This window comes from Escherichia sp. Marseille-Q3837 (genome assembly GCF_916618735.1).
Lineage (GTDB): Bacteria > Pseudomonadota > Gammaproteobacteria > Enterobacterales > Enterobacteriaceae > Escherichia > Escherichia ruysiae.
The window spans coordinates 209006-223032 of the sequence record NZ_CAKAKC010000001.1 but is presented as its reverse complement, the minus strand read 5'-3'; the positions used below and the strand labels follow the sequence as shown (position 1 = coordinate 223032).

Below are 14027 nucleotides of genomic sequence, written 5' to 3'. Positions count from 1 at the left end.
CATTGCAAAGGAGAAGACTATGTTGAAATCCCCCCTGTTCTGGAAAATGACCACTTTGTTTGGCACGGTGTTGCTGTTGTTAATTCCATTAATGTTGATTCGGCAGGTGATTGTCGAACGTGCCGATTACCGGAGCGATGTGGAAGATGCGATTCGCCAAAGCACCAGCGGACCGCAAAAACTCGTTGGGCCGCTCATCGCTATTCCTGTGACCGAGCTTTATACGGTGCAGGAAGAGGATAAAACCGTGGAGCGGAAACGAAGTTTTATCCATTTTTGGTTACCTGAGTCGTTGATGGTTGATGGCAATCAGAACGTGGAAGAACGGAAGATCGGTATTTATTCCGGCCAGGTCTGGCACAGTGATTTAACGCTGAAAGCCGATTTTGACGTTTCGCGTCTTAGCGAACTCAACGCGCCAAATATCACCTTAGGCAAGCCGTTTATCGTGATTAGCGTTGGTGATGCGCGTGGCATTGGCGTGGTGAAAGCGCCTGAACTTAACGGAACTGCGCTGAGCATTGAACCTGGCACCGGGTTAGAGCAAGGCGGGCAGGGCGTGCATATCCCTTTACCCGAAGGAGACTGGCTGAAGCAGAACCTGAAGCTGAATATGGCGCTGAATTTAAGCGGTACTGGTGATTTTTCTGTGGTGCCGACGGGACGTAATAGCGAGATGACCTTAACCAGCAACTGGCCGCACCCCAGTTTTTTAGGCGATTTTTTGCCAACGAAACGGGAGTTAAGTGCATCCGGTTTTCAGGCGCAATGGCAAAGTAGCTGGTTTGCTAATAATCTCGGTGAGCGTTTTGCTTCAGGCAGTGATAGCGGCTGGGAAAATTTCCCGGCGTTTAGCGTCGCAGTCACTACGCCAGCCGATCAGTATCAATTAACGGATCGGGCGACCAAGTACGCCATTTTGCTGATCTCGCTAACTTTTATGGCCTTCTTTGTCTTTGAAACATTAACGGCAAAGCGTTTACACCCGATGCAATATTTGCTGGTAGGGCTGTCATTGGTGATGTTTTATTTGCTCTTGCTGGCGCTTTCTGAACATACCGGTTTTACCGTGGCATGGATAATCGCCAGTCTGATTGGGGCGTTAATGAACGGTATTTACTTGCAGGCAGTATTAAAAGGCTGGCGCAACAGCATGTTGTTTACTCTCGCGCTGTTGTTGCTGGATGGCGTGATGTGGGGACTGCTGAATTCTGCCGATAGCGCGCTGTTGTTGGGAACCTGTGTGCTGGTGGTGGCGCTGGCTGGCATGATGTTTGTGACACGTGATATCGACTGGTATGCATTTTCACTACCGAAAATGAAAACCAGTAAAGAAGTCACAACAGACGATGAGTTACGCATCTGGAAATAATGTTGAAAAATAAAAACGGCGCTAAAAAGCGCCGTTTTTTGACGGTGGTAAACCGATTAATCTTCCAGATCACCGCAGAAACGATAACCTTCACCGTGAATGGTGGCGATGATTTCCGGCGTATCCGGCGTAGATTCGAAATGCTTACGAATACGACGGATTGTCACGTCTACAGTACGGTCGTGCGGCTTCAGCTCACGGCCGGTCATTTTCTTCAGCAGTTCAGCACGGGACTGAATTTTGCCTGGGTTTTCACAGAAGTGAAGCATGGCGCGGAACTCGCTGCGCGGCAGTTTGTACTGCTCGCCATCAGGGCCGATCAACGAACGGCTGTTGATGTCCAGTTCCCAACCATTGAACTTGTAGCTTTCAACGCTACGACGTTCTTCGCTGACAGTACCCAGATTCATGGTACGAGACAGCAAGTTGCGTGCACGGATAGTCAGTTCACGCGGGTTGAACGGTTTGGTGATGTAATCGTCTGCACCGATTTCGAGGCCGAGAATTTTATCGACTTCGTTGTCACGGCCAGTCAGGAACATCAACGCAACATTCGCCTGCTCGCGCAGTTCACGCGCTAACAGAAGACCGTTCTTACCCGGCAGATTGATATCCATGATCACCAGGTTGATGTCATATTCAGAGAGGATCTGATGCATTTCCGCGCCATCTGTCGCTTCGAAAACATCATAGCCTTCCGCTTCGAAAATACTTTTCAACGTGTTGCGTGTTACCAACTCGTCTTCAACGATAAGAATGTGCGGGGTCTGCATGTTTGCTACCTAAATTGCCAACTAAATCGAAACAGGAAGTACAAAAGTCCCTGACCTGCCTGATACATGCTGCAAATTAACATGATCGGCGTAACATGACTAAAGTACGTAATTGCGTTCTTGATGCACTTTCCATCAACGTCAACAACATCATTAGCTTGGTCGTGGGTACTTTCCCTCAGGACCCGACAGTGTCAAAAACGGCTGTCATCCTAACCATTTTAACAGCGACATAACAGGCTAAGACGTGCCGGACACCCAATAAAACTACGCTTCGTTGACATATATCAAGTTCAATTGTAGCACGTTAACAGTTTGATGAAATCATCGTATCTAAATGCTAGCTTTCGTCACATTATTTTAATAATCCAACTAGTTGCATCCTACAACTAATAAACGTGGTGAATCCAATTGTCGAGATTTATTTTTTATAAAATTATCCTAAGTAAACAGAAGGATATGTAGCGTTTTTTAACAATTGAACGGTTAGTACAGTCAAGAAATAGTTTAGCTTTTTTTAAGTTAAGTAAAGGGCTTTTTCTGCGACTTGCGTTAATATTTTGTAAATTCTCTCCGCGCAGTAAGTTGACATTCATCACTCTATTCGCGGTTATTTGGTCAAGAAGAGTAGCAACATGCGTTTAACGATTATTCTGGTCGCACCCGCCAGAGCAGAAAATATTGGGGCAGCAGCGCGGGCAATGAAAACGATGGGTTTTAGCGAACTGCGGATTGTCGATAGCCAGGCACACCTGGAGCCAGCCACCCGATGGGTTGCTCATGGCTCCGGTGATATTATTGATAATATTAAAGTTTTTCCGACGCTGGCTGAATCGTTACATGACGTAGATTTCACTGTCGCCACTACAGCGCGTAGTCGGGCGAAATATCATTACTACGCGACACCGGTGGAACTGGTGCCATTGTTGGACGAAAAATCGGCATGGATGAATCATGTGGCGCTGGTCTTTGGTCGTGAAGATTCCGGGCTGACCAACGAGGAACTGGCTCTGGCTGATATTCTTACCGGTGTGCCAATGGTGGCAGATTACCCTTCGCTCAATCTGGGGCAGGCGGTGATGGTCTATTGCTATCAATTAGCAACATTAATACAACAACCGACGAAAAGTAACGCAACGGCAGACCAACATCAACTGCGCGCTTTACGCGAACGTGCCATGTCGTTGTTAACGACGTTAGCGGTGGCAGATGACACAAAACTGGTCGACTGGTTACAGCAACGTCTGGGGCTTTTAGAGCAACGAGATACCGCAATGTTGCATCGTTTGTTGCATGATATTGAAAAAAATATCACCAAATAAAAAACGCCACGTCATGTTGTTTTTAGGTTTTCATTCTGACTGCAACGGGAAATCTGTCTCTGAATGGATTAAAAAAGAGCATCTGCCAGCAGCTTATGAACTGGTTGCCTTCCGTGAGTAAATTAAAATTTTATTGACTTAGGTCACTAAATACTTTAACCAATATAGGCATAGCGCACAGACAGATAAAAATTACAGAGTACACAACATCCATGAAACGCATCAGCACCACCATTACCACCACCATCACCATTACCACAGGTAACGGTGCGGGCTGACGCGTACAGGAAACACAGAAAAAAGCCCGCACCTGACAGTGCGGGCTTTTTTTTCGACCAAAGGTAACGAGGTAACAACCATGCGAGTGTTGAAGTTCGGCGGTACATCAGTGGCAAATGCGGAACGTTTTCTGCGGGTTGCCGATATTCTGGAGAGCAATGCCAGGCAGGGGCAGGTGGCCACCGTCCTCTCTGCTCCCGCCAAAATAACCAACCATCTGGTGGCGATGATTGAAAAAACGATTAGCGGCCAGGATGCTTTGCCCAATATCAGCGATGCCGAACGTATTTTTGCCGAACTTCTGACGGGACTCGCCGCCGCCCAGCCGGGATTTCCGCTGGCGCAACTGAAAACGTTCGTCGATCAAGAATTTGCCCAAATTAAACATGTTCTGCATGGTATCAGCCTGTTGGGACAGTGCCCGGACAGCATCAACGCTGCGTTGATCTGCCGTGGTGAAAAAATGTCGATCGCCATTATGGCCGGTGTACTGGAAGCGCGCGGACATAACGTTACCGTTATCGATCCGGTCGAAAAACTGCTGGCAGTCGGTCATTACCTCGAATCTACCGTCGATATTGCTGAGTCCACCCGCCGTATTGCGGCAAGCCGCATTCCGGCTGACCACATGGTGCTGATGGCAGGTTTCACCGCCGGTAATGAAAAAGGCGAACTGGTGGTGCTGGGACGTAACGGTTCCGACTACTCCGCTGCGGTACTGGCCGCCTGTTTACGTGCCGATTGTTGCGAGATCTGGACGGACGTCGACGGTGTCTATACCTGCGACCCGCGTCAGGTGCCCGATGCGAGGTTGTTAAAGTCGATGTCCTATCAGGAAGCGATGGAGCTTTCCTACTTCGGCGCTAAAGTTCTTCACCCCCGCACCATTACCCCCATCGCTCAGTTCCAGATCCCTTGCCTGATTAAAAACACCGGAAATCCACAAGCGCCAGGGACGCTCATCGGTGCCAGCCGTGATGAAGACGAATTACCGGTCAAGGGTATTTCCAATCTGAATAACATGGCGATGTTCAGCGTTTCCGGTCCAGGAATGAAAGGGATGGTCGGCATGGCGGCGCGCGTCTTTGCAGCAATGTCACGCGCCCGCATTTCAGTGGTGCTGATTACGCAATCGTCTTCCGAATACAGCATCAGTTTCTGCGTTCCACAAAGCGACTGTGTGCGAGCTGAACGGGCAATGCAGGAAGAGTTCTATCTTGAACTGAAAGAAGGTTTACTGGAGCCGCTGGCGGTGACGGAACGACTGGCCATTATCTCGGTGGTGGGCGATGGTATGCGCACGCTGCGTGGGATCTCGGCGAAATTCTTTGCCGCGCTGGCTCGTGCCAATATCAACATTGTCGCCATTGCTCAGGGTTCTTCTGAACGCTCAATCTCTGTCGTGGTAAATAACGATGATGCGACCACTGGCGTGCGCGTTACTCATCAGATGCTGTTCAATACCGATCAGGTTATCGAAGTATTTGTGATTGGCGTTGGCGGTGTTGGCGGCGCGCTGCTGGAGCAACTAAAGCGTCAGCAAAGCTGGCTGAAGAACAAACATATTGATTTACGAGTCTGTGGCGTTGCCAACTCGAAGGCGTTGCTGACTAATGTGCATGGCCTCAACCTGGAAAACTGGCAGGAAGAACTGGCGCAAGCCAAAGAGGCGTTCAACCTTGGGCGCTTAATTCGCCTGGTGAAAGAATATCATCTGCTGAACCCGGTCATTGTTGACTGCACCTCCAGCCAGGCGGTGGCGGATCAATATGCCGACTTCCTGCGCGAAGGTTTCCACGTTGTCACGCCGAACAAAAAGGCCAACACCTCGTCGATGGATTACTACCACCAGTTGCGTTATGCGGCGGAAAAATCGCGACGTAAATTCCTCTATGACACCAACGTCGGTGCGGGATTACCGGTCATTGAGAATCTGCAAAACCTGCTCAATGCTGGTGATGAATTGATGAAGTTCTCCGGCATTCTTTCAGGTTCGCTTTCTTACATCTTCGGCAAGCTAGACGAAGGCATGAGTTTCTCTGAGGCGACCACGCTGGCGCGGGAAATGGGGTATACCGAACCGGATCCGCGTGATGATCTTTCTGGTATGGATGTGGCGCGCAAACTGTTGATTCTCGCCCGTGAAACTGGACGTGAACTGGAGCTGGCGGATATCGAGATCGAACCTGTGCTGCCCGCAGAGTTTAACGCAGAGGGTGATGTTGCAGCTTTTATGGCGAATCTGTCACAGCTCGACGATCTCTTTGCCGCGCGCGTGGCGAAGGCTCGTGATGAGGGTAAAGTTTTGCGCTATGTTGGCAATATTGATGACGATGGCGTCTGCCGCGTGAAAATTGCTGAAGTGGACGGTAACGATCCGCTGTTCAAAGTGAAAAATGGCGAAAACGCCCTGGCCTTCTATAGCCACTATTATCAGCCGCTGCCGTTGGTTCTGCGCGGATACGGCGCGGGCAATGACGTTACGGCTGCCGGTGTCTTTGCCGATCTGCTACGCACCCTCTCATGGAAGTTAGGAGTCTGACATGGTTAAAGTTTATGCTCCGGCTTCCAGTGCCAATATGAGCGTCGGGTTTGATGTGCTTGGCGCGGCGGTAACGCCTGTTGATGGCGAGTTGCTTGGGGATGTGGTGACGGTTGCGGCGGCAGAGACATTCAGCCTCAACAACCTTGGACGGTTTGCCGACAAGCTACCGTCAGAACCACGAGAAAATATCGTTTATCAGTGCTGGGAGCGTTTTTGCCAGGAGTTGGGCAAGCAAATTCCAGTGGCGATGACCCTGGAAAAGAATATGCCGATCGGTTCTGGTTTAGGTTCCAGCGCCTGTTCGGTGGTTGCGGCACTGGTAGCGATGAATGAACACTGCGGCAAGCCGCTCAATGATACCCGTTTGCTGGCTTTGATGGGCGAGCTGGAAGGACGTATCTCTGGCAGCATTCATTATGACAACGTGGCACCGTGCTTTCTTGGTGGTATGCAGTTGATGATCGAAGAAAACGGCATCATCAGCCAGCAAGTGCCGGGGTTTGATGAGTGGCTGTGGGTGCTGGCGTATCCGGGGATTAAAGTCTCGACAGCAGAAGCTCGAGCTATATTACCGGCGCAGTATCGCCGCCAGGATTGCATTGCGCACGGGCGACATCTGGCGGGCTTCATTCACGCCTGCTATTCCCGTCAGCCTGAGCTTGCCGCGAAGCTGATGAAAGATGTTATCGCTGAACCCTACCGTGAACGTTTATTGCCAGGCTTCAGGCAGTCGCGGCAGGCGGTTGCGGAAATAGGCGCGGTAGCGAGCGGTATCTCCGGCTCCGGTCCGACATTGTTCGCTCTGTGTGACAAGCCGGATACCGCCCAGCGCGTTGCCGACTGGTTGGGTAAGAACTACCTGCAAAATCAGGAAGGTTTTGTTCATATTTGCCGGCTGGATACGGCGGGCGCACGAGTACTGGAAAACTAAATGAAACTCTACAATCTGAAAGATCACAACGAGCAGGTCAGTTTTGCGCAAGCCGTAACGCAGGGGTTGGGCAAAAATCAGGGGCTGTTTTTTCCGCACGACCTACCGGAATTTAGTCTGACCGAAATTGATGAGATGCTGAAGCTGGATTTTGTCACTCGCAGCGTGAAGATCCTCGCCGCGTTTATTGGTGATGAGATCCCGCAGGATGCATTGGAAGAGCGCGTGCGCGCGGCGTTTGCCTTCCCGGCTCCGGTCGCCAATGTTGAAAGCGATGTCGGTTGTCTGGAATTGTTCCACGGGCCAACGCTGGCATTTAAAGATTTCGGCGGTCGCTTTATGGCGCAAATGCTGACCCATATTGCGGGTGATAAGCCAGTGACCATTCTGACTGCAACCTCCGGCGATACCGGGGCGGCAGTGGCTCACGCTTTTTACGGTTTACCGAATGTAAAAGTGGTTATCCTCTATCCACGCGGCAAAATCAGTCCCCTGCAAGAAAAGCTGTTCTGTACGCTGGGCGGCAATATTGAAACCGTTGCCATCGACGGCGATTTCGATGCCTGTCAGGCGCTGGTGAAGCAGGCGTTTGATGATGAAGAACTGAAAGTGGCGCTGGGGTTAAACTCCGCTAACTCCATTAACATCAGCCGTTTGCTGGCGCAAATTTGCTACTACTTTGAAGCTGTGGCGCAGTTGCCGCAAGAAGCGCGCAACCAGCTGGTTGTCTCGGTGCCGAGCGGTAACTTCGGCGATTTGACGGCAGGCCTGCTGGCGAAATCTCTTGGCCTGCCGGTGAAGCGTTTTATTGCTGCGACCAACGTGAACGATACCGTGCCGCGTTTCCTGCACGACGGGCAGTGGTCGCCAAAAGCCACCCAGGCGACGTTATCCAACGCGATGGACGTGAGTCAGCCGAACAACTGGCCGCGCGTGGAAGAGTTGTTCCGCCGCAAAATCTGGCAACTGAAAGAGCTGGGTTATGCGGCGGTGGATGATGAAACCACGCAACAGACGATGCGTGAGTTAAAAGAGCTGGGCTATACCTCAGAACCGCACGCTGCTGTGGCTTACCGTGCGCTGCGTGACCAGTTGCATCCAGGCGAATATGGTCTGTTCCTTGGCACCGCACATCCGGCGAAGTTTAAAGAGAGTGTGGAAGCGATTCTCGGTGAATCGCTGGCGCTGCCAAAAGAGCTGGCAGAACGAGCTGAATTACCGCTGCTTTCTCATAATCTGCCCGCCGATTTTGCCGCGTTGCGCAAGCTGATGATGAATCATAAGTAGTATCCATTAATTTCCTGAAAATGGCCGGGCTTGCGTTTATGCAGTTCGGCTTTTTTATGGAGAAAACATGAGAAAAATCGACAGAAAAAAAGGAGAAATTTTCAATAAATGCGGTAACTTAGCTCTTTGAATTGTAGAGAATGACAACGGGGATTCTTTTACCGTAAGCTCCTCATATCGGCCCATAACTGGCAATGATAAAAGGAGTCACCTGTGAAAAAGATGCAACCTATCTTACTCGCACTTTCCCTGATTCTGGTCGCTCCTATGGCAGCGCAGGCTGGGGAAATAATGCTAGTACCATCAGTGAAATTACAGATTGGCGATCGCGACCACCGTGGTTACTACTGGGATGGCGGTTACTGGCGTGACCGTGACTGGTGGTATCGAAATTATGAATGGCGAGACAATCGCTGGCACCCACACGGAGCGCCGCGTCATAATTGGTATAATGATCATCGAAATGATCACCGTGGAGATCATCGACATGATCACGGCGGCGATCATCGTCCGGGTCCGGACAGGCACCATCGGTAAATACAAATGCCGGATGACCTCCGGCATTTACCGCAAACTTAACGCAGTTCGTAGCGTTTAAACACCAGTTCGCCATTGCTGGAACTGGCTTCATCGAAGAAGTAACCTTCACTATTAAAACCAGTCAGTTGCTCTGGTTTGGTCAGGCGATTTTCAATAATAAAACGACTCATCAGGCCACGCGCTTTCTTAGCGTAGAAGCTAATAACCTTAAACTTACCGTTCTTCTCATCGAGGAACACCGGCTTGATAATCTCAGCATTCAGTTTCTTCGGTTTCACTGATTTAAAATACTCATCTGACGCCAGATTAATCACTACCTGATCGCCTTGCGCTTCGAGCGCCTCGTTCAGCTTGTTTGTGATCACATCACCCCAGAATTGGTACAGATCTTTACCCCTGGCGTTCTCAAGACGAATACCCATCTCCAGACGATATGGCTGCATTAAATCAAGTGGGCGCAGTACGCCATACAAACCGGAAAGCATACGCAGGTGCTGCTGGGCAAAAGCGAAATCTTCTTCACTGAAGGTTTCGGCCTGCAAGCCGGTGTAGACATCACCTTTAAACGCCAGAATCGCCTGGCGGGCATTCTCCGGCGTGAAATCTGGCTGCCAGTCATGAAAGCGAGCGGCGTTGATACCCGCCAGTTTGTCGCTGATGCGCATCAGCGTGCTAATCTGCGGAGGCGTCAGTTTCCGCGCTTCATGGATCAACTGCTGGGAATTGTCTAACAGCTCCGGCAGCGTATAGCGCGAGGTGGTCAACGGGCTTTGGTAATCAAGCGTTTTCGCAGGTGAAATAAGAATCAGCATATCCAGTCCTTGCAGGAAATTTATGCCGACTTTAGCAAAAAACGAGAATGAGTTGATCGATAGTTGTGATTACTCCTGCGAAACATCATCCCACGCGTCCGGAGAAAGCTGGCGACCGATATCCGGATAACGCAACGGATCAAACACCGGGCGCACGCCGAGTTTACGCTGGCGTAGATAATCACTGGCAATGGTATGAACCACAGGCGAGAGCAGTAAAATGGCGGTCAAATTGGTAATAGCCATGCAGGCCATTATGATATCTGCCAGTTGCCACATCAGCGGAAGACTTAGCAAGGTGCCGCCGATGACAGTTGCGGAGGTGCAGATCCGCAAACACCAGATCGCTTTAGGGTTGTTCAGGCGTAAAAAGAAGAGATTGTTTTCGGCATAAATGTAGTTGGCAACGATGGAGCTGAAGGCAAACAGAATAACCACGAGGGTAACAAACTCAGCACCCCAGGAACCCATTAGCACCCGCATCGCCTTCTGGATAAGCTGAATACCTTCCAGCGGCATGTAGGTTGTGCCGTTACCCGCCAGTAATATCAGCATGGCGCTTGCCGTACAGATGACCAGGGTGTCGATAAAAATGCCAATCATCTGGACAATCCCTTGCGCTGCCGGATGCGGAGGCCAGGACGCAGCTGCCGCTGCCGCGTTTGGCGTAGAACCCATTCCCGCCTCATTGGAAAACATACTGCGCTGAAAGCCGTTTGTAACCGCCTGACTCAGGGTGTAGCCCGCTGCGCCGCCTGCCGCTTCCTGCCAGCCAAAGGCGCTTTCAAAAATAGACCAAATGACGTGAGGAAGTTGCTCGATATTCATCGCACAAATGGCCAGACTGGTGAGTACCCAGATTAATGCCATCGCAGGGACAAACCATTGCATCAGTCGGGCTACGCCATGAATACCGTGGGTTATCGCCAACAGAGTAAAGACGGCGAGAATGATGCCAGTTACTAATGGTGGAACATCAAACGCAAAATTCATCGCGCGGGCAACGGCGTTTGCCTGAACACCGCTGAAAATCAATCCGTATGCAATGAGCAAAAAGATAGCGAATAGCACGCCCATCCAGCGCATCCCCAATCCACGTGCCATATACCATGCTGGACCACCGCGAAACTGCCCATTAGCGTCACGTTCTTTATAAAGCTGGGCAAGGGAACATTCTGCAAAAGAGGTCGCCATGCCGATAAACGCGGCAATCCACATCCAGAAGATAGCACCGGGTCCACCGGCAGTAATGGCCAACGCAACACCTGCGAGGTTACCGCTGCCGACGCGCGCGGCAAGACTAGTGCACAGTGACTGAAAAGAGGTTAAGCCACCCGGTTGGGGATGAACGCTATTTTTGAGACTTTTGCCAAACTGGCGAATGTAGCGAAACTGAACGAATCCGGTGCGAAAAGTGAACCAGCAACCTGCACCGAAGAGCAGGTAGATCATCACTGATCCCCATAGTACATTGTTAATAAAAGAGAAAAAATCAGGCATTCGTATCCCTCTTGTCGCCGGCACGCGGTTACATTCCTGTGTAAACGTTACCAATTGATTAAGAATTATATACGATGTGCATTGGTAGATAACGCCTGTGTAGCATACTCGAGTTTTTGTTTAAAAATGGCGAGCGATATCAACGCAGTGTCAGAAAACGTAAACAGTCTCGCCTGGCTATAACCCTCTCGTCTGCGGTTGCGCTGTCGTTGCGTCGTGATATCATCAGGGCAGACCGGTTACATCCCCCTAACAAGCTGTTTAAAGAGAAATACTATCATGACGGACAAATTGACCTCCCTTCGTCAGTACACCACTGTAGTGGCCGACACTGGGGACATCGCGGCAATGAAGCTGTATCAACCGCAGGATGCCACAACCAACCCTTCTCTCATTCTTAACGCAGCGCAGATTCCGGAATACCGTAAGTTGATTGATGATGCTGTCGCCTGGGCGAAACAGCAGAGTAACGATCGCGCGCAGCAGATCGTGGACGCGACCGACAAACTGGCAGTAAATATTGGTCTGGAAATCCTTAAACTGGTTCCGGGTCGTATCTCCACTGAAGTTGATGCGCGTCTTTCTTATGACACTGAAGCGTCAATTGCGAAAGCAAAACGCCTGATCAAACTCTACAACGATGCGGGTATCAGCAACGATCGTATTCTGATCAAACTGGCGTCTACCTGGCAGGGTATCCGTGCTGCTGAACAGCTGGAAAAAGAAGGTATCAACTGTAACCTGACTCTGCTGTTCTCCTTCGCTCAGGCGCGTGCTTGTGCGGAAGCGGGCGTGTTCCTGATCTCGCCGTTTGTTGGCCGTATTCTTGACTGGTACAAAGCGAATACCGATAAGAAAGAGTACGCTCCGGCAGAAGATCCGGGCGTGGTTTCTGTATCTGAAATCTACCAGTACTACAAAGAGCACGGTTATGAAACCGTGGTTATGGGCGCAAGCTTCCGTAACATCGGCGAAATTCTGGAATTGGCAGGCTGCGACCGTCTGACCATCGCACCGGCACTGCTGAAAGAGCTGGCGGAGAGCGAAGGGGCTATCGAACGTAAACTGTCTTACACCGGCGAAGTGAAAGCGCGTCCGGCGCGTATCACTGAGTCCGAGTTCCTGTGGCAGCACAACCAGGATCCAATGGCAGTAGATAAACTGGCGGAAGGTATCCGTAAGTTTGCTATTGACCAGGAAAAACTGGAAAAAATGATCGGCGATCTGCTGTAATCATTCTTAGCGTGACCGGGAAGTCGGTCACGCTACCTCTTCTGAAGCCTGTCTGTCACTCCCTTCGCAGTGTATCATTCTGTTTAACGAGACTGTTTAAACGGAAAAATCTTGATGAATACTTTACGTATTGGCTTAGTTTCCATCTCTGATCGCGCATCCAGCGGCGTTTATCAGGATAAAGGTATCCCTGCACTGGAAGAATGGCTGACATCGGCGCTAACCACGCCGTTTGAACTGGAAACCCGCTTAATCCCCGATGAGCAGGCGATCATCGAGCAAACGTTGTGTGAGCTGGTGGATGAAATGAGTTGCCATCTGGTGCTCACCACGGGCGGAACTGGCCCGGCGCGTCGTGACGTAACGCCCGATGCGACGCTGGCAGTAGCGGACCGCGAGATGCCTGGCTTTGGTGAACAGATGCGCCAGATCAGCCTGCATTTTGTACCAACTGCGATCCTTTCGCGTCAGGTGGGCGTGATTCGCAAACAGGCGCTGATCCTTAACTTACCCGGTCAGCCGAAGTCGATTAAAGAGACGCTGGAAGGTGTGAAGGACGCTGAGGGTAACGTTGTGGTACACGGTATTTTTGCCAGCGTACCGTACTGCATTCAGTTACTGGAAGGGCCATACGTTGAAACGGCACCAGAAGTGGTTGCTGCATTCAGACCGAAGAGTGCAAGACGCGACGTTAGCGAATAAAAAAATCCCCCCGAGCGGGGGGATCTCAAAACAATTAGTGGGATTCACCAATCGGCAGAACGGTGCGACCAAACTGCTCGTTCAGTACTTCACCCATCGCCAGATAGATTGCGCTGGCACCGCAGATCAGACCAATCCAGCCGGCAAAGTGGATGATTGCGGCGTTACCGGCAATGTTACCGATCGCCAGCAGGGCAAACAGCACGGTCAGGCTAAAGAAAACGAATTGCAGAACGCGTGCGCCTTTCAGCGTGCCGAAGAACATAAACAGCGTAAATACGCCCCACAGACCCAGGTAGACACCAAGGAACTGTGCATTTGGCGCATCGGTCAGACCCAGTTTCGGCATCAGCAGAATCGCAACCAGCGTCAGCCAGAAAGAACCGTAAGAGGTGAATGCGGTTAAACCGAAAGTGTTTCCTTTTTTGTACTCCAGCAGACCAGCAAAAATTTGCGCGATGCCGCCGTAGAAAATGCCCATGGCAAGAATAATACCGTCCAGAGCGAAATAACCCACGTTGTGCAGGTTAAGCAGAATGGTGGTCATGCCGAAGCCCATCAGGCCCAGCGGTGCCGGATTAGCCAACTTAGTGTTGCCCATAATTCCTCAAAAATCATCATCGAATGAATGGTGAAATAATTTCCCTGAATAACTGTAGTGTTTTCAGGGCGCGGCATAATAATCAGCCAGTGGGGCAGTGTCTACGATCTTTTGAGGGGAAAATGAAAAT

14 protein-coding genes and 1 other annotated feature are annotated in these 14027 nt (G+C 50.7%); of the genes, 10 read left to right on the top strand and 4 right to left on the bottom strand.

Annotated features, from left to right (window positions below):
• Positions 1–19: 19 nt before the first annotated feature.
• Positions 20–1372, top strand: coding sequence for a cell envelope integrity protein CreD (gene creD, locus LG381_RS00985; protein ID WP_225761922.1), 1353 nt, complete (start codon positions 20–22; stop codon positions 1370–1372).
• A 56-nt stretch (positions 1373–1428) separates the two neighbouring features.
• Here creD and arcA read toward each other — a convergent pair whose 3' ends face one another.
• Positions 1429–2145 (bottom strand): two-component system response regulator ArcA, encoded by a 717-nt coding sequence (gene arcA, locus LG381_RS00980; RefSeq protein WP_001194358.1) that lies wholly within the window; start codon positions 2143–2145, stop codon positions 1429–1431.
• A gap of 95 nt (positions 2146–2240) precedes the next feature.
• Between arcA and yjjY the strand changes: the two genes are divergently transcribed.
• The 7 genes from yjjY to LG381_RS00945 all read left to right on the top strand — a co-directional run bounded on the left by yjjY (position 2241) and on the right by LG381_RS00945 (position 9046).
• Positions 2241–2381: a protein YjjY gene (gene yjjY / locus LG381_RS00975; protein ID WP_001303782.1), complete on the top strand. Its 141-nt coding sequence runs from the start codon at positions 2241–2243 to the stop codon at positions 2379–2381.
• 399 nt (positions 2382–2780) lie between these two features.
• Positions 2781–3467, top strand: a complete 687-nt coding sequence (locus LG381_RS00970; RefSeq protein WP_222680701.1) for a tRNA/rRNA methyltransferase — start codon at positions 2781–2783, stop codon at positions 3465–3467.
• Positions 3468–3679: 212 nt separating this feature from the next.
• The gene (gene thrL, locus LG381_RS00965; protein ID WP_001386572.1) at positions 3680–3745 is read left to right on the top strand and encodes a thr operon leader peptide; all 66 of its coding nucleotides are present in this window, start codon (positions 3680–3682) and stop codon (positions 3743–3745) included.
• Positions 3681–3800, top strand: a sequence feature (Thr leader region). (Overlaps the previous gene by 65 nt.)
• Positions 3801–3825: 25 nt before the next feature.
• Complete coding sequence (gene thrA, locus LG381_RS00960) at positions 3826–6288, top strand: bifunctional aspartate kinase/homoserine dehydrogenase I (RefSeq protein WP_105290153.1); 2463 nt, start codon at positions 3826–3828, stop codon at positions 6286–6288.
• A 1-nt stretch (position 6289) separates the two neighbouring features.
• Positions 6290–7222: a homoserine kinase gene (gene thrB, locus LG381_RS00955; protein ID WP_000241673.1), complete on the top strand. Its 933-nt coding sequence runs from the start codon at positions 6290–6292 to the stop codon at positions 7220–7222.
• Complete coding sequence (thrC, locus tag LG381_RS00950; protein WP_225761921.1) at positions 7223–8509, top strand: threonine synthase; 1287 nt, start codon at positions 7223–7225, stop codon at positions 8507–8509. It abuts the gene before it with no gap.
• 213 nt (positions 8510–8722) lie between these two features.
• A complete protein-coding gene (locus tag LG381_RS00945) occupies positions 8723–9046 on the top strand; it encodes a DUF2502 domain-containing protein (protein ID WP_032224357.1) in 324 nt (107 codons plus the stop codon).
• A 38-nt stretch (positions 9047–9084) separates the two neighbouring features.
• Here LG381_RS00945 and yaaA read toward each other — a convergent pair whose 3' ends face one another.
• Positions 9085–9861 carry a peroxide stress protein YaaA gene (gene yaaA, locus LG381_RS00940; protein ID WP_225761920.1) on the bottom strand — a complete coding sequence of 259 codons (777 nt, stop codon included), beginning with the start codon at positions 9859–9861 and terminating at the stop codon, positions 9085–9087.
• Positions 9862–9930: 69 nt separating this feature from the next.
• Positions 9931–11361 (bottom strand): sodium:alanine symporter family protein, encoded by a 1431-nt coding sequence (locus LG381_RS00935; RefSeq protein ID WP_225761919.1) that lies wholly within the window; start codon positions 11359–11361, stop codon positions 9931–9933.
• Positions 11362–11640: 279 nt separating this feature from the next.
• Here LG381_RS00935 and tal point away from each other — a divergent pair, with 279 nt between their 5' ends.
• Both tal and mog read left to right on the top strand, forming a co-directional pair.
• Positions 11641–12594 carry a transaldolase gene (gene tal, locus LG381_RS00930; protein WP_000130185.1) on the top strand — a complete coding sequence of 318 codons (954 nt, stop codon included), beginning with the start codon at positions 11641–11643 and terminating at the stop codon, positions 12592–12594.
• Between the two features lie 114 nt (positions 12595–12708).
• Complete coding sequence (mog, locus tag LG381_RS00925) at positions 12709–13296, top strand: molybdopterin adenylyltransferase (protein WP_001295414.1); 588 nt, start codon at positions 12709–12711, stop codon at positions 13294–13296.
• A 34-nt stretch (positions 13297–13330) separates the two neighbouring features.
• Here the strand turns inward: mog and satP are convergent, their stop codons facing one another.
• Entirely contained in the window at positions 13331–13897 is a 567-nt protein-coding gene (gene satP / locus LG381_RS00920; protein ID WP_000528538.1) for an acetate uptake transporter, read from the bottom strand.
• Between the last annotated feature and the right edge of the window lie 130 nt (positions 13898–14027).